Source organism: Ruegeria sp. CDSC042, from assembly GCF_059610745.1.
In genome coordinates, this window is the sequence record NZ_JBXWOF010000001.1 from 865,260 (window position 1) to 881,708 (window position 16,449).

Genomic DNA, 16,449 nt, shown 5'->3' on the forward strand with positions numbered 1-16,449 from the left:
GCGCCTAGACCGAGGGCAAAGGGGCGTTATCCTCAACCCGGAAACGGTTGATGCGGCGCCTGTCCTCGCTGGGGCTCAGGCCAAAAGCCGACCGGTAATGCGTCACCAAGGGCGCGACAGATCCATAGCCGACAGCGGCCGCGATCTGGGAAATGGGGTCTTTGGTATAAACCACCATCTGACGCGCCGCCTTCATCCGCATTGCGCGGTAATAATGGCTGGGGCTGTGTCCGGTTGCCTGTTTGAATGCCCGCTCGATCTGACGGGGCGTGACGCCCATTTGTTTCGCAACTTCGGCAATCGAGATCGCTTGACCTATATTGGCGGCAAACATTTCAACGCTGCGTGAAACAAGCGGTGGAAGGCGGTCTCCCGTTCTCGGCGCTGTCGCATTGGGCACCTGCTGACGCACTGCCGCACCGCGCATCATCGGATGTTGAAACCAGCACGCAACCTCATGCGCAATGTCACCGCCCAAGCGATCGTGAACCAAATGCAGTGCCAGGTCGAACCCTGCCGCTGCACCGGCGGCGGTATAGCGCGTCACGGTGCGCACGATCACTTCGCTCCGGGCGTCCATATCGGGAAACTCGGCCTCAAATGCCGCCTCATAGCACCAGTGGACCGAGACCGGCTGACCTGCCATTGCACCGGATCGCACAAGGGGGAATACGCCACCGCTGATCCCGCCCAGAACTGTTCCGTGCCTCCCAAGACCACGCAGCAAGGCATTGCCGCTAACAGCGTTGCCAAAGACCGAAGACGGGCTGCTAAGCAGGAATAAAATGTCGATATTCCTGCAATCCGCCAACGCGCGATCTGCTTCGAACCCAACCCCTGCGCTTGACTGAACCTTTTGGCCACGTTCAGAAACCAGCGACCATCTAAACGCTTGATGACCTGCGATTTCATTGGCCGCCCGCAGGGGTTCAATCACCGATGTCAAACAAGCCATCGGAAATCCATCAAACAGCAGAAAGCCGATATCGATTCTGTCCTGATCCGTCATAGATCCGTCCTAACAAGTTCCTGGCGGCAACCCTACACCAAGTTTATGCCCAACGGATCAGTCCAATAATGGCAGAGGTCGCATAGAACGCCTGCAACAGCAAAAACGTCCAACGCCGATCAATCAATGCCCATGCGGCAAACAGCGCCGAGGACACCAACAGTAGGGAGAATCCAAGAATCTCAGCGCCAATATTCGAAGCAATCAGCAAGGCATAAGCCATAGCCAGAACCGATCCGGTGATCTCAAACAGTGTTGTCAGGCGGCGGTTAGCTGTTCTGTCTTCCGTCATCAGTTACGCTTTCCTTTGCCGAAAGAAGAAGACAGCGTCAGCGGACCAGATTTGCATGCCGACTGATGTTCGAAGTCTGTGATATCCTCCGGGTACAGATTGTTCATTTCGAAGCTCCGCGAACATTGTGTTCGCGATACCTAATCTGACATTTGCCTTTGCCGCAAATGAATGATTATCATTCAATGATCAAAATCTGTCATGGGCATTCATGAACGAACGTTTGGAAATAGACGCTTTGCGCGCGCTGCTCGCAATCGCGACCTATGGTGGTGTGACCAGTGCGGCCCGACACCTTGCGCTTTCGCAATCGGCAGTCAGCCATAAGATCGGCCGTTTAGAGCGCGCACTGAATTGCAAACTGCTGACTCGCCGCAAAGGTGCCCCCCTGTTCACCGAAGACGGGCTGCGTCTTTGTGAATACGCCCGTCGAATTACCACTCTGCATGACGAAGCGGTGGCCTCACTTGGTAACAGGCCGCTCACCGGCCACTTGCGGCTTGGCATGACCGAGGATGCGACAACCAGCGGGATCGCCCAAATTCTTGGACGTTTCACGCGGCTGTACCCCGATGTTCGCGTACGAACCCGCACTGGTCAAAGCCTGAATGTTCAGGATTGGTTGAAGGCTGGTGAATTAGACTTGGCGGTGATTCAGATATTTCGCAACGACGTGCAGCCCGAAGATCTGATCCTGTTTCAGGATTCCCTTCATTGGGTCAAATCACCCGACTATCGTCTGAATCTGTCAGAACCGGTTCCGTTTCTGTCCTTTGACACACAGTGTTTCTACCGAAGATGGGGAATGGAAGACAGTCAGCAGCAGGACCACCGTTTTGACAATATCCTGGAATGTCCAAGTGCAGCAGGAATCCAGTCGGCTGTTCGATCTGGGCTGGGCATAGCGCTATTGAACGGGATGCACATTACACCTGACATGGAAGTCATCAACGATGTCTTTCCTACCCCTCCAGAGCTTGCCTATGTCGCGCGGGTTCAGATGAACAACCGCAACGCCGTGACAAAAGCGCTGATTGCGGAGATAGCAAAAGAGGTCGAACGCGCGTTTCCCTTGCGCGTAGTAGTTTAGTGGTCAGGTCTTCATTAAACCAAAGCCACTCGACATCCTCTGTCGCCGGCGGTCGATTGACTTGCGAAACGCTGTTTCGCTGACCAGTGACAGCGGAAAAAGAACCCTCTCGCCAACGCCGTCAATCACGGTCAGCTTGCCACCTCTTTCCTGCGCACGAACGATGTTTTCGAACCCCATGTCACCCACAATGATCCGGCCACTTTCGAGATCGTCAAACAGTTCCATCAATTCAGCATGAAGACGTTCACGTCCGGCGTGATCTTTGGCCAGCGCGACGCGTTCCGAATGCAGGGTTGGCGCAAGATCTCCGTCCGGGCCGGTCAGTTTTTCCACCACTATCGCCGGGCCCGCTGATGTTGGCGCATATCCCATGAATTGCGCCAACCTCTCGATCTCGGGGCATCCACGGTTGAGCGCCGCCAGATATTCGTTTGCTTCGCGGTTCCATTGGCGCAGATTGCCATAGCGCCATTCGGCATAACGCGGCAGAAAATGGCTACGCACAGGTTCGTCCACCCGCACTTTCAGCAGCGCCCCTTCGACCTCGGGGTGCTGATAAATCAGATAGTTGCGACTTTTTCGCAGGGGTTTGTGGTCGCTCAGGTCAATCATGTCCGGGTGTTCCAACAGGGGTTGGGGTATGTGTCCTTGAATGCCGGACAGCCCAAGTGGGCGCATTCATAGAATTTTCTCAAACCTGTTACAACTCACCTTTTGATCAGGGCCCAAGATTGGGACGCGGCAAAAGGATAAAGGCCTGGTCACCAGTTGATACGACAACAGGCGTCGAGACCCAGTCGCCTGGATCGAACGGAGGTGTAATCCCATCGCATCTATCGGGCTGCTTCCAGCACATGATGATCTCGGCCCCGGTCAGATAGTTTAACCGCAACCGCAGCCCCCGTTCGAATTGAACTCTGGCGTCTGCCGCACCATTCACGCCAAGAAAATGCCCATAGATATACACGGTTTCGGCCTGTTCAGGCAGGCTTTGCGCCAATGCGCGCGTTGCTTTTTGCCAAGGCGGGATGAACATAAACGATGTTTTGCCAATGAGCATCAAATTGATCATCAACACGCACATCAACAAGATACGCGAAACACTTAACCATCTTTTTGAAGACTGCAGAAACTGAACCCCACACGTGGTGAGCACGACCCCAAACAAGATCCAAAGCCAGTTCAATGCCCGGACAGGGACCTGCACCCCCGACATCATCGCCTTGAGGATAAGCGGTGCCAGGCCAGCAAGTGCAGCCATCAGGATCGCGACGGCAAACAGCCGTCTTCGGGTAAACAGGAACCCCCAGGCGCCTGCAAATAGGGCCAAGAGCATCAAGCCATAGCTGATTGTCCCTCCGCCCATTGTATAGATGATGGATCGGAGGAATACTTTGACCTTGGTAAGGTTCAGCAGCAGGTCATCGACCGAATTTACTTCGTTCGGCCCACGCCATTCAGCAACCGGAATACCGAATATACCATGGTAGAAGTAGTTCAGGGTGTAAACACACAGGAGCGCCAGAACCAGGCTGACAAAGAAAATGATCAACGTAACAGCGACGTTTGTATAGGTTTTTGGTGCCTTGTTTGACAGCAGGATCAGTGTCAGCAACAGGAACGGATAGGTCGTGTAGGCCATGAAGGATAAGGGCACTGCTAGAACCAACAGGGCCAGCGACACACGATGCGGAAGAAACAGAACTGCCAGGCTGTACAAGGTGATAACCCAGATCCCCGGCAGCAACGTGTTGAACCAGTATGAAATCAGGAATGCTGGAACCGAAAACGCAATGAATAGCGCAAGATAACCTTTGTACCAGATCGGGTCCGAACGCTCCATGATCGCGACTGCCGCCGCAGCCGAGAACAAGCCCCAGGCTATGTTATAGAGATACATGCTTATTTGTGAGGGCCATAGAAATGGCCGGAACTGCCACCAGTAGTTCAACCAACGACCTTCATCCAAGGCCTTGTGGTAGGCAATCTCGGTCCAGCCCAGCAGCGCCGGGAAATCATCATGACGTACGAAAGGGTCGAAAAGCTGTGGCCAGTTGATCAGGAACAACGCAGCGGTGCAAAGCAGGGACAGAAAAAGAAACTCCTGCCGAGGTGTTTTTTCCGTCATGATTTGTCGCCATATGACCTTGCAATAGCAGAGGCCCGGACCTGAGCGATAGCGGTGACAGCCGACCGGGGCAAGGCACGCACAACCAGCTTACGTAGGGTCCAGCCTAAACTGCCGACCTCTTTCAACGCGCCGGGCGCGACTTTGGTATCCAGCACGTCCTGAGACAGCCGGACTTCCCCTGATTGGTTCGCATAGAGGACAGAATTATACCGATACCAGGGTTCGATCGATTGATCCCCGAACATCTCAGGCCGCAAACAATCATAGGCTGTGTATCCCCGTTCAGCGAACAAACCCTGCCAAAAGGACAGGCGCTGTTCATTTATGTGAAACTCGCCGCCCTGCCCCGGAACGGCGGCTGAGAACAGGACCAGATCGCTATGTGTGGTCAGGCTCTGAACCAGGCTGGCCGACGCGTCATGCGGCAAGTGTTCACCGACCTCAAGCGACTGAGCCAAATCAAACTGGCGTCCAAGCTCGACCGGTTCGGACAGATCTGCACCGATAAACGCCTCAGCCGGTATCGCAAGCTTGTCACGATCCACATAGTCGCCATCGACACCGGCAATATCCTTGCAACCCGCGGCCTGCCACTCCGACAGCCACACACCCCGCCCGCAGCCAAAGTCCACGACACTGTCCGCAGAGATTTTTCCTAGAAGGCAAGCAATTAGCCTGTTTGCGGACCGCCGGGCGCCCTGGTCAATATAGTCAAAGAACTCGTTTGAATAGATATGCGACATTGCCAATCTCTAGGTTGAATTCTGCGGTTTATAGACCCACAGCCGTAGGAACGCGAAGTTGATCACAGGTAGAACAACTACAACGACAGCGGCCGAGACAACTTCGCTCAGGCCAAAACGAGGGCCGGCCAGTCCGGTAATCGCAGCTGAAACCAGCAGCCCAATTCCGACCATGCAAAGAAACCGCCCAAACTGTGCAGGAACCACCAGCGCCTGCCCGAAGGTCCAGACTGTTTGCCCAATATATTGGATCAGGATTGCGGACCCAAAAGCCAATGCATTGGCGATCCAGGGCGAATGAAACACGCGCAACAGGCCCAGATAAGCCAGCATGTAGTAACCAGCCACGCATAATCCCACCATGGCAAACCGGATTATGCGGCGCCGTTCGCTCATTTCTGCGCGGTCTTCTCTTCTACTATGGTGTCCAAAATCTCTGAGGTCTCTTGATCTACAAAATAGAGTGGTCGGTTTTTGGCCTCGATATACAGACGTCCGAGATATTCCCCCATGATTCCAAGCGTCAACAGCTGGATACCCGAGAAGAAACTGATCACCAGAACCGTCGAAGCCCAACCCGCAACTGCGTTGTAAAGGATCAAGGACCAAAAGACGTAGACCGCCATCAGCGCGGCGATAATTAGTGTCAGAAAGGCCATTCGTGTGGCGATCTGCAGCGGTTTGATCGAAAAACTCGCCAGTGCATCAAGCGCAAAGCGGATCATCTTGGACATCGGGTATTTGGTCTCGCCCGCGATCCGTGGGTCGCGGATGTATTCGATCCCGATTTGACGGAAACCAACCCAAGCGAACATGCCCCGAACGAACCGCGCGCGTTCCGGCATACTCAGAACCGCATCCAGCGCCCGACGGCTGACAAGCCGGAAATCGCCCGTGTCATTTGGAATGGGTACGTCCGAAAGCCGGTTCAATATGCGGTAGAAACCATGAGCTGTTACTTTCTTAATCCAACTTTCGCCTTTTCGCTCACTCCGACGCCCATAAACCACATCATAACCCTGATCCATCATCGCCATCATGTCCGACAAAAGCTCCGGCGGGTCTTGCAGATCGGCATCCAACATAAAAATCCGCTGCCCTTGGGCTGCATTCAGCCCCGCTGTCAGAGCGATCTGGTGACCGCGGTTACCCGATAGCTTCAAACCGCGAATACGCGGATGAAACTCGCTTTGGGCACAGATTGCGCGCCATGTTTCGTCATTAGACCCATCATCCACCAGAATAATCTCGGATTCGGCGTTCCATTGTTCAGTCGCAGCGATCAGGCGCTCCACCAGTAAGGGGATCGACTCCTCTTCGTTCATGCATGGAATGACGACAGACAGTAACATCTAACCTCCGGGCGCGATTTTACGGCGCACCTATCGCAAAACGGACCAGCCAAGGAATAGCGTTCACTTGGCGTTGTAGATGTATTGATATCTCAACAGACGCATCAGCGAACAAGCCGAGCGCCGAGTTTTCACCTGTAGTTACCCAACCGACACAGGAATAGGCCCTACCCAACAGTTTGACTGCCTCGCATCCTGAAATTCCCTTGCCTGCAAGAAACAGTAATTCTGGGCCATCTAAATTGGATGAATTCGCTCAACATGGGTTATGTGAATCGCTTACCGAGCCTTTTTTGCTGGGGGGTTCCAAAACAATGTCTGAGATGTGAAACACCTAAGCGTCCAAGACAAGAGCTGGTGTTGTGGCGGAGAGACAGGGATTCGAACCCTGGAGACGGTCTCCCGCCTACACACTTTCCAGGCGTGCGCCTTCGACCACTCGGCCACCTCTCCGTGCGGGCGTTATTTGGACTATCGCCTGAGGATTTGCAAGGCCCGATTAGCGTAAAATTCTCTGGCTCGTTTCAGGTCCGAACTTGCCTCAGGGTTCGTCACCATCTCCGTCGGAAAGATCAGCCTCGGTCAATTCGGCGGGCGAAGAGGCCGGAGGCGCTTTTGTCTCTGAAACAGGCTCAGATGGGGGCATTTGCGCGTTACCTGACGATTGAAGGGCCTCGGGGTTTCGCAGCCAGACATCACGCTGAGCAAACGGTATCTCGATCCCCTCTTCGACAAAGCGGCGATTGATCTCATGGTTCATGTCGGACTTCACCGAAAGAACCCAATTCACATCCCGCAAAATGGCGCGGATTTCAAAGTCCAGAGAATCCGCACCGAACCCCTGAAACACTACGCTGGGTGCCGGATTCGCCAATACCATCGGATGTGCGTTGGCGATTTCGCCCAGGATTGTCTCAACCACGCGGGTATCGGTACCATAGGCCACCCCGACCGGGACAATGACGCGTCCGATCGTATTTCCACGGGTATAGTTGGTGACAACACCGCTGATCAGGTCCGAGTTCGGGACAATGACATCTGTTCGATCGAAGGTCTCAATCCGGGTCGAGCGTACCGAGATGTCGCGCACATAACCCATCATCCCGTTTACGTCGATCCAATCGCCTTTTGAGATCGGGCGTTCGACCAAAAGGATAATGCCGGACACAAAGTTCGAGACAATGGTTTGCAGACCAAATCCGATCCCGACAGATAGCGCCCCGGCCACGATGGCCAGAGACGACAGATCGAAACCCGCAACCATGATGGCGACCAAGGCTGCCAGGAAGATACCGACATACCCCGTCCCTGAAACAATCGCGTTTTGACCACCAGGATCAATGCTCGTCTTTGGCAACAAAGAGGTCCGCAACCCACCCTGCAGGGCGCGTGTCAGTCCGTATCCGATCAGGAAAACCACCAGAAAAGTAAAGAAATTACTGGGCGAGACGGTCACGCCCCCAATGTCGAACCCCAAAAGGAGCCGCGACCATGCCTCTAACAAATCGGTCTCGCGTGCGCCCCAGATCAGCGCCAGAACCGGCAGGGCCAAAATGGCCATGGCAAAGCCAATCAGAACCGAAAACAATGTGTCCCGGGCTGCCTCACCCTTGCGGGTTATCAATCCATAAACCGAAGTCAGGAATCGTTGAAGGATGATCAGTGCGGCAATCAGGATCAACGATTTTACCGCTGGAAAAACAATGGCCTCAGCCGCGTTGTTATAACCGATGGCAGCCAGAACTGGGCTGACAACTCCCAACAGGAACAATGCTCGGCGCAAGAATTCGACCAGCTGGATGACCCCGGTTCCACGGGCATTGCCATCAGGTTCTGCCTGCACCTCGGCAAGCCGTATCTGCCGCGCACGCAACAGAACCAGAGCAGTTGCAAGAATAACTGGGAAGCCCACAACCGCGCGCGTCGCATCCGAAGTATTCTCGATCTGTTCGAAAAGGTTCCCAAGATCGTGCAAAATGAGAAAAACGGCAAGCAGATCCAGGTAGATTCGAAGCTCGGTGATCCGCTTTGGCGAGAGCTTTCTGAAACCCTGCGCCTGCTGCATTACATAGACCTGACGTCCAATCCAGTCGTAGTACAGAACAATGGCCGCCCAGAACGGTACGTTTTGTATCAGAAGGGTTCCCCGCAATCCCAATATCCCCGTCAGGACGACGGCTTTTACCAGCAACAAAACACCCAGCCATGGCAGAATTATCCGAAACAGCGATGTCAGGAATGTCCATACGCCAGTTCCCTGCCCCCCTATGGTACGCAGATAGTTCCCAGCAGCCTCGGACCAACGTTTTCCATAGCCCAGCAAAACAATGGCCACGAAGACCAGCAATAAAATTCCAAGCCCTTGTTTGCGAAGCTGCTCATGCACCACATCTGTTTGGTAGTTCTGCACAGCCTCGTTGAAAAGGCTTCGGCCCGCTTCAGTCAGATCAACCCAGGCTGGTCGCCAATAGCTGGGGTTCAGTGGCGATGGGCCGCGCTCCAACAGCTCTTTTTTCTGCCTATTTCGCAGGATCTGGTCAATTTCTGCGATCAGTCCGTTGGCGCGACTGAAGGCCTCGTCGGAAATGATATGCGGCACCCGCAGTGCGTTCAGTTGGTTTTCAAGATGTGAACGCAGCGTAGCAATGTCTTCCGGTTCGGTTGCATCACCTTCCGGTCCGGGACCCAAAGCCTTGATCTGGCTTTCCAGGGTCTGAATACGTTCGGTATTTGCACCACGCGCGCTGTTGAAAACATCTCGATAGGTATGAATTTCCGATCGCAGGTTTTCCAGCGAAGCGTTCGAGGCCCGATTGGCCTCGATCACATCTTCGGCCCGATCCGCCGTTTTTACCCAACCCTGATAGTAGTCACTTTGCCGATCCGAAAGCTGGGCCGTTGCAGGGCCAGACAGAACTGCAAACAAAAGTGAAACAAGGGCCAGAAACAGGCGGACCTGCCGCAACATCATACGTCCTCGAAAACGCCCGGAATGCTACGCGGCGCCTCGGTCATCCAATCAGGAACAGGCAATTCTTTTTCGCGCAGGAATTCCGGATTGAACAGCTTGGATTGATAGCGCGTGCCATAATCACACAGAATCGTAACAATGGTATGGCCCGGACCCAGATCCTTGGCCAGGCGCACGGCGCCAGCCATGTTGATGGCGGTCGATCCGCCCATGACCAGACCTTCGTCGCGCAGAAGGTCAAAAATATAGGGCAACGCTTCGTTATCCGTCATCTGATAGGCGAAATCCGGTTTGAACCCCTCAAGGTTCTTGGTGATCCGCACCTGCCCGATACCTTCCGCGATCGAGCTTCCTTCCATCGCGATCTCACCAGTTTTGTAATAGGAATACAACCCGGCCCCCATCGGGTCGACCAATGCGATCTTGACGCCTTTGGGCTGCAGGGCCTCGGCCACACCGGCCAACGTGCCACCTGAACCAACCGCACTGACAAAGCCGTCGACCTTACCGCCGGTTTGCTCCCAGATCTCGGGGCCGGTGGTCTCGACATGGCTCTGACGGTTGGCGACGTTGTCGAACTGATTGGCCCAGATTGCGCCATTGGGTTCCGTCTGCGCCAGTTCTTCAGCTAGACGGCGAGAGTAATGTACAAAGTTGTTCGGGTTGCGATACGGCGCTGCCGGGACCTGAACCAACTGTGCACCCGCAAGACGCAGCATGTCTTTCTTTTCTTCGGACTGGGTCTCCGGGATCACGATCACGGTCTTGAAGCCCATCGACGCCCCGACAAGCGCCAGACCGATACCGGTGTTTCCAGCGGTGCCTTCAACGATGGTGCCCCCAGGTTTCAGGTCGCCCCGTGCTATGGCATCGCGAATGATATAAAGAGCGGCACGGTCCTTGACCGATTGACCAGGATTCATGAACTCGGCCTTGCCAAGAATTTCACACCCGGTTTCCTCACTGATACGGCGCAGCCGGATCAACGGAGTTTTCCCTACTGCGTCGGCAAGGTCTTTCGCAATGCGCATGGCGCCCTCATTTCTTTACGTATCAACGAAGATTTACAGATGCTACGCAACAACCACAAGCCGCGATCACGCCCCACGCAGCCTGTCTCTGTTCCGAGCCAGCCAATGCGCCAGTGACAATAGCGGCAAATCCTTGAACCCATGCCCGTCGACTTGATCCATGAACTGAGCATAGGGAATGATTTTGGTGCGGATATCCTCACCTTCCGAGGCCAACCCGCCATCGTCTATCGTTTTCTCAAGATCGGCCAACCCTACGTAAAGATAGACGTATTCGGTGGACGATCCGCTGGACGAATAGGCCTCTCCGGCAAATTCAAGCGACTTGAGGTTGATCTGGGCTTCTTCCAGCGCCTCACGCCGCGCAGCCTGTTGCGGCGTTTCACCGGGGTCAATCATGCCTGCAACGGGTTCCCACATCCACGGCTCGGGGTCTTCGATCAGGAAAACCGGCGTCCTAAATTGTTCAACCAAAAGCACCGCATCACGCCTCGGATCATATGGCAGAACCACCACAGCACTGCCCTGCATCAATCCGTTGCGGTTCAGCACCGACCCCATCGTGCCGTCATTCCTTCGGTGTTGAAGCTGAACCTCCTGCATGCCGAAATAGTCAATATAGGCATGGGTATGCTCGTGTACGATCACATCCTTCTTCGGATCACGCGCGTCACCGGTTCCGCGTTTGCGTGCAGCCAGCTTGGCCCAGGCGCGGGTTCGGATCGACGGAAAACTGCGCGCGATCTTGAGGGCATCGGCCTTGCCGTAATAGCCCATGACCTCTTGCGCGGCGGTTAGGGTCAGATCCGCCCACGCGTCTGCCCAGTCCTGCAAGGACCATAGCTCATCGGGCGACCACAGGTCAGGCTCGGGAAAGAACACGCTGACTTCGACAACAGAGCCATCGGGCAATTCAACGGGCTGCCGCTGCAGATCATAATCAAACCCCCCTTCATAGAAAATCAGTCGCTTGAAATCCTCGGGTTCGAGGCCCTGAACCAGAAGGCCATCCGCAACGGCCCCACGTTCTGGCTTGATCATCGGAAATGCCTCGTCGCGCACGCCGTAAACCGCGTGATCCTTCAGCTTGGCCTCTGACAAAGTCAGGCATGACAGCGAACGGCCAAGCACCAGTTGCAGCAGTGGCAGATGCCGAAGCGTGCCATAGAAAAACAGATCGTTCACAAGGGTATCTCGCGTTGGTGTTTGGGTGCTAGCGCCAGCGGCGGCTTGCTTCTTCCGTCGCCAAACCGGCGATAAGAGCGCCAATAGCCAAAGTCCACAGAATTTCCGGAGCTAACAACTGTTCGCCATAGCCAACGCCAATCTTGAATATCGCCATAAGGGCCTCGAACGGGCCGTCATAGCGGTGGCGCATGGCCAAGCGGAACATCTCATAGGTGCCCTGAACGAAAAGACCCCAAAACACCAGCGAGGCAATCCCTGTCAGTCCGTTATTGACGGCAGCGGTCCACCCTTTGCCGGTTCGCTTACCCATGATTTTCCAACCACACGCGACCCCAAGGGCCATGTTGACGACAGTGAAGTAGCCATAGCTTTTGCCTTCTTCACCATTTGCTATGATCATGCTGGAAACCAGAAATGCCACCACCGCCAGACAAAGGGCTGCGACAAGACGTGAGGCGCTGGGCATTCTAAAGGTCCGTTTACTAAGTAGGTTTCGCTATGGTGATCTGTGTCACATCACAGTTGCCGGTGTCAAAGGCCGCGCCGCAAGCGGTCAAATAATAATTCCACATGCGGCGAAAACGCTCATCAAACCCCATTCCCGAAATCTCGTCCCATTTGTCATTGAACGTCTCGTACCAGCGGCGCAGTGTCAGATCATAGCTTTTGCCGAATTCTTTTGACTTCACCACGGTCAGACCCGCATTCTCCACCTGCTCCTGCAGAATTGTCGGAGCCGGAAGCATCCCCCCCGGAAAGATATATTTCTGAATGAAATCAACACCATTCTTATACACATCCCAGCGATGATCGCCGACGGTAATGATTTGCAAGGTTGCCTGTGCGCCAGGTTTTAAGCGATCACGGATAGTGTCGAAATAGACCGGCCAATATTTCTGACCAACCGCCTCGAACATCTCAATAGAGGCGATCCCGTCATATTGGCCCCGTTCGTCACGATAATCCTGCAGCTTCAGATCAACTAAATCTGTAAGTCCTTCTTTTTCAATGCGTTGACGGGCAAAGCTCAACTGTTCCTTGCTGATCGTCAAGCCTGTGACCCGCAGGCCACGCTCTTTTGCTGCATATTCGGCGAAACCACCCCATCCGCAGCCAATTTCCAGAATATGGTCACCGGGTTTGGCACCCATTTCATCAACCAGACTGGCGTATTTAGCGGTTTGTGCCTTTTCCAAGCTTTCCTGTCCGGTTTCGAACAAGGCACTGGAATAGGTCATGGTATCATCTAGCCATAACCCATAGAATTCATTACCTAAATCGTAATGATAAGAGATATTCTTTTTAGCCTGTCGACGGTTGTTTCGATGCAACCAAAAGCGCAGGCGTTCATAGGCCTGTACCAGAAATTTCCCGGTGAAATCGTCGTACACGGTCTCGGTACCCAGATGCACTAGATCCATGAAGGCACGCAGATCTGGTGTGCTCCAATCGCCTTCCAGATATCCGTCTGAAAACCCCAGCTCACCCTCCCGTATAAGTCGTGCAAATACGTCCGGATTGTGAATATCGACCCGTGCGACAGGCCCAGGGCGTTTGCCTTCGGTTCGAAATACACGACCGTCTGGCAAGGCAATATCAAGCTGCCCCCGCTCCATCTGGTTCAGCATATTCAGAACATGTGCAAAATATCTTGGCAGGTCTGTCTGCCCTTCGATTGTAGTTAGAACCATCCGCTCTCCCCTGTGCGGTTGTTGTAGAAGGCTAAAACGAGTTTGTGTTTCTGGCAAGTTTTCAGTTCTTTACCGGCTTTTTCGGCCCTCGTAGGCCGACAAGGCGCGTGCGCGCCCTTCTGCCAAACCCACAACAGGGTTTGGGTATGGCGCAGACGGATCAAGACCCCACTTGCAGGGAATGGCTTCAAAATAATCAAGTGCGCTCGAGGGCGGGTTTGACTGTCCTTCGGCCACCCATTTCCGCACATAGTCGCAATAGGGATCATATTTTTTTTGCTGCGCCTCGGGGTTAAAAATACGGAAAAACGGGGACGCATCTGGGCCGGACCCAGCAACCCATTGCCAACCCATCGCATTTGAGGCCGGATCCCAATCGGTCAGGCAATCGGAAAACCAGCCCATACCGATTTTCCAGTGCGCCATCAGATGTTTGGTCAAATAACTGGCGACAATCATCCGTGCGCGATTGTGCATGCGACCTGTGACGTACATCTGTCGCAACCCAGCATCGACCACGGGAATGCCTGTCCTTGCCTGCTTCCAAGCAATGATCTCGGGGCTAGAGGCGTTTTGGCCCCAAGGGAACTGATCCCATTCCGGTTTCCAGTTGTTGCTTAACAAATGAGGCGTATGGAACATCAAATGATAGGCAAATTCACGCCAAACCAACTGTCGCAAATAGGCTTGGGTACCGGACATGCCGAACATCTCTGCGCCCTGGAGGGCGTGCCAGACGCTACGCGGTCCAATCTCACCCAGCGATAAATATTCGGAAATGCCCGACGTTCCATCCTCGGCCAGTTGATCCCGGGCTTCGGGATACCCCGAAAGCCGTTCCAAGAACCGATGGAGCGTTTTGAACGCTGCGTCTTCCCCTGGCTGTACATAGCGGGCGCAAACTGATGCACCGCGATTCATTCCCGCGGCCATTCCCCACGACTCCAGAGTATCTGTATGCGGCCATTCCTTCGGCGGGGCCAGCGCGGCGGGTCGCGCATGTGGAAATGGAACCTCGCGTCTCTGTACCGATCGCCACATTGGTGTAAACACGCGAAAAGGCGTTCCGGTCTTGGTCTGGACGGTCCAGGGCTCAAAAAGCAGGTGCCCGGAAAACGATTTGGGCTGTACGCCCAGTTTGGTCAGAGCCGTCTTGATCCTTGTATCTCGGGCAATCGTGTCCGGATCGTAAGCCCGAGACCAATAGACCTCGGTGGATCCGGTTTTCTTGATCAGGTTTTGCAGAACCTCCAACGCATCCCCGCGTCGCAAGATCAGACGGCTTCCCAACTGCGCCAACGCACGGTCAAACACCTCGAGGCCCTTGCCGAGGCGCCATTTAGGAGCCGCACCCAAGGCCTGCCCGAGATCGTCGAAAATATAGACCGGAATGATTGGCCGCCCCGTTGCCGAAGCAGCGCTGAGTGCAGGATGGTCCGACAGTCGCAAATCCTGTCGAAACCACATAACTATCGGCGGGCTCTTGGGTCCCATGACTGCTCCGTATTGTTTACCTTTCTACGCAGCAGTCTCAGAACTGGATCACAAAACAGCGTCCAACGCATTCAAAAGCTGATCAATTTCCCGTTTCGATGTGTAATGCGTAAAGCTGACTCGCAAAACACCTTGACCCAGATCCACACCCATGGCCTGCAAAGGACGCACGGCATAGAAATCTCCGCCACCGGCCATAACCCCATGCGAGGCAAGACTGGCAGCAACAGATTCAGCATTTCGGTTCAGCGCCAGCGCGACCGTTGGCGCACGCCGCGAGGCATCAGAGGTTCCGATCAGACGGGCTGCATTACGATCTTTAACCGCATCCAGAACCGGTTGTAGCAGGGCGATCTCGTGCCCGCGCATCAGGTCGTGGACAAACGCCCCCCGCGCTGCAGCACCAGTTCCGGGTCCGTCATGATGTTCGCATAATAGATCGACGTAATCCGCCATGCCCGCGCTGGCGGCGATCTGTGCGTGATCCGGCCCTGCAGGGGTAAAGCGTTGATAAAGAACATCGCCGTTGAAATAGTGCCCCTGATTGGGCAACAGCTCCCCCAATGCCCGGCGGATCACCATGCATCCCTGATGAGGACCATAGGTTTTATACGCCGAAAACAGATAGATATCCGGTCCCAGATCACCGACATTCGGAAATCCATGCGGCGCGTAAGAGACACCGTCGACGCAGACAAACGCGCCTGCCGCATGTGCAATCGCAGTTATCTCGGTAACCGGATTGATTTCCCCGACCACGTTCGAACAATGCGGAAAACAGACCAGACGCACCTTTTCGTCCAGAATGTCCTCAAGATCCTGCGGGTTCAGAGACCCGGATTCGGGGTCTATCTGCCATTCGCGAACCTCTATGCCTTCATCAGCAAGACGGCGCCAAGGCCCCGAATTGGCCTCATGATCTTGATTTGTCACGACAATCGCATCACCCGGCTGCATCCACTGTCGGAATGCTTGCGCCAGAACATAGGTGTTCTGCGTGGTCGACGGGCCAAAGCTCAGTTCATCTGCATCCACACCCATGATCGCAGCCATTCGGGCGCGGGCCTCGTCCATTTCCTCTCCGGCCAGACGGCTGGCATCATAAGGGGCATAGGGCTGTACCTTGCGCTGGGTGTAATAGCGCGTCAAACGATCAAGCACCGGCTTGCAAGTATATGATCCACCAGCATTTTCGAAAAATGCCTGTCCCTGCAGGCTGGGTTCGGAAAAAGCCGGGAACTGCGACCGAACAAAATTGATATCCAGAGTGCTCATGGCACGTGCCTCCTTGATCATGCTTGCCTATCCAAGAGGTGCCCGAGCATGATTTCGGAACCCTCAGAAATCATGGCAGGTCTTCCAGCCCAGCCGACACGTTCAGGTGCCCGCAGAACCTGCGCCTTTGCCGCGCAAGTACGCCGACAAATTGCCCACAGCTTTTGCCATCGTCAAGA

At 54.6% G+C, this 16,449-nt stretch carries 15 protein-coding genes and 1 tRNA gene; 1 reads left to right on the forward strand and 15 read right to left on the reverse strand.

The features are described from left to right. Nucleotides 1–4: 4 nt before the first annotated feature. Both AC2FHX_RS04390 and AC2FHX_RS04395 read right to left on the reverse strand, forming a co-directional pair. Nucleotides 5–1,009, reverse strand: a complete 1,005-nt coding sequence (locus tag AC2FHX_RS04390; RefSeq protein WP_496700184.1) for a GlxA family transcriptional regulator — start codon at nt 1,007–1,009, stop codon at nt 5–7. A gap of 43 nt (nt 1,010–1,052) precedes the next feature. Further along, complete coding sequence (locus AC2FHX_RS04395; RefSeq protein WP_142634203.1) at nt 1,053–1,301, reverse strand: hypothetical protein; 249 nt, start codon at nt 1,299–1,301, stop codon at nt 1,053–1,055. 211 nt (nt 1,302–1,512) lie between these two features. Between AC2FHX_RS04395 and AC2FHX_RS04400 the strand changes: the two genes are divergently transcribed. Next, nucleotides 1,513–2,391 carry a LysR family transcriptional regulator gene (locus AC2FHX_RS04400; RefSeq protein ID WP_496700183.1) on the forward strand — a complete coding sequence of 293 codons (879 nt, stop codon included), beginning with the start codon at nt 1,513–1,515 and terminating at the stop codon, nt 2,389–2,391. 3 nt (nt 2,392–2,394) lie between these two features. Here AC2FHX_RS04400 and AC2FHX_RS04405 read toward each other — a convergent pair whose 3' ends face one another. From AC2FHX_RS04405 to AC2FHX_RS04465, 13 genes are all read right to left on the reverse strand, one after another. Continuing rightward, a complete protein-coding gene (locus tag AC2FHX_RS04405; protein ID WP_496700182.1) occupies nt 2,395–3,072 on the reverse strand; it encodes a YrbL family protein in 678 nt (225 codons plus the stop codon). Nucleotides 3,073–3,112: 40 nt separating this feature from the next. Then, nucleotides 3,113–4,522 (reverse strand): hypothetical protein, encoded by a 1,410-nt coding sequence (locus AC2FHX_RS04410; RefSeq protein WP_496700181.1) that lies wholly within the window; start codon nt 4,520–4,522, stop codon nt 3,113–3,115. After that, nucleotides 4,519–5,268 (reverse strand): methyltransferase domain-containing protein, encoded by a 750-nt coding sequence (locus AC2FHX_RS04415; protein ID WP_496700180.1) that lies wholly within the window; start codon nt 5,266–5,268, stop codon nt 4,519–4,521. The genes AC2FHX_RS04410 and AC2FHX_RS04415 overlap by 4 nt, the downstream gene beginning before the upstream one ends. A 9-nt stretch (nt 5,269–5,277) precedes the next feature. Next, nucleotides 5,278–5,664 (reverse strand): GtrA family protein, encoded by a 387-nt coding sequence (locus AC2FHX_RS04420; RefSeq protein ID WP_496700179.1) that lies wholly within the window; start codon nt 5,662–5,664, stop codon nt 5,278–5,280. Beyond that, on the reverse strand, nt 5,661–6,620 hold the full coding sequence (locus AC2FHX_RS04425) for a glycosyltransferase family 2 protein (protein WP_496700178.1): 960 nt from the start codon (nt 6,618–6,620) through the stop codon (nt 5,661–5,663). The genes AC2FHX_RS04420 and AC2FHX_RS04425 overlap by 4 nt, the downstream gene beginning before the upstream one ends. A 363-nt stretch (nt 6,621–6,983) precedes the next feature. Continuing rightward, nucleotides 6,984–7,073 (reverse strand) — tRNA-Ser (locus AC2FHX_RS04430). A gap of 88 nt (nt 7,074–7,161) precedes the next feature. Beyond that, the gene (locus tag AC2FHX_RS04435) at nt 7,162–9,588 is read right to left on the reverse strand and encodes a DUF3772 domain-containing protein (protein WP_496690667.1); all 2,427 of its coding nucleotides are present in this window, start codon (nt 9,586–9,588) and stop codon (nt 7,162–7,164) included. Further along, nucleotides 9,588–10,622 carry a cysteine synthase A gene (locus AC2FHX_RS04440; RefSeq protein WP_142634220.1) on the reverse strand — a complete coding sequence of 345 codons (1,035 nt, stop codon included), beginning with the start codon at nt 10,620–10,622 and terminating at the stop codon, nt 9,588–9,590. Before AC2FHX_RS04440 ends, AC2FHX_RS04435 begins: the two co-directional genes overlap by 1 nt. Nucleotides 10,623–10,688: 66 nt before the next feature. Further along, nucleotides 10,689–11,807 (reverse strand): NUDIX domain-containing protein, encoded by a 1,119-nt coding sequence (locus AC2FHX_RS04445; protein WP_496700177.1) that lies wholly within the window; start codon nt 11,805–11,807, stop codon nt 10,689–10,691. A 28-nt stretch (nt 11,808–11,835) separates the two neighbouring features. Next, nucleotides 11,836–12,276: a TrgA family protein gene (locus tag AC2FHX_RS04450; RefSeq protein WP_142634225.1), complete on the reverse strand. Its 441-nt coding sequence runs from the start codon at nt 12,274–12,276 to the stop codon at nt 11,836–11,838. Nucleotides 12,277–12,292: 16 nt separating this feature from the next. Continuing rightward, nucleotides 12,293–13,501: an SAM-dependent methyltransferase gene (locus AC2FHX_RS04455; RefSeq protein ID WP_271946718.1), complete on the reverse strand. Its 1,209-nt coding sequence runs from the start codon at nt 13,499–13,501 to the stop codon at nt 12,293–12,295. Between the two features lie 69 nt (nt 13,502–13,570). Next, nucleotides 13,571–14,995: a cryptochrome/photolyase family protein gene (locus AC2FHX_RS04460; protein WP_496700176.1), complete on the reverse strand. Its 1,425-nt coding sequence runs from the start codon at nt 14,993–14,995 to the stop codon at nt 13,571–13,573. Nucleotides 14,996–15,043: 48 nt separating this feature from the next. Continuing rightward, nucleotides 15,044–16,270, reverse strand: coding sequence for an aminotransferase class V-fold PLP-dependent enzyme (locus AC2FHX_RS04465; protein ID WP_142634231.1), 1,227 nt, complete (start codon nt 16,268–16,270; stop codon nt 15,044–15,046). Between the last annotated feature and the right edge of the window lie 179 nt (nt 16,271–16,449).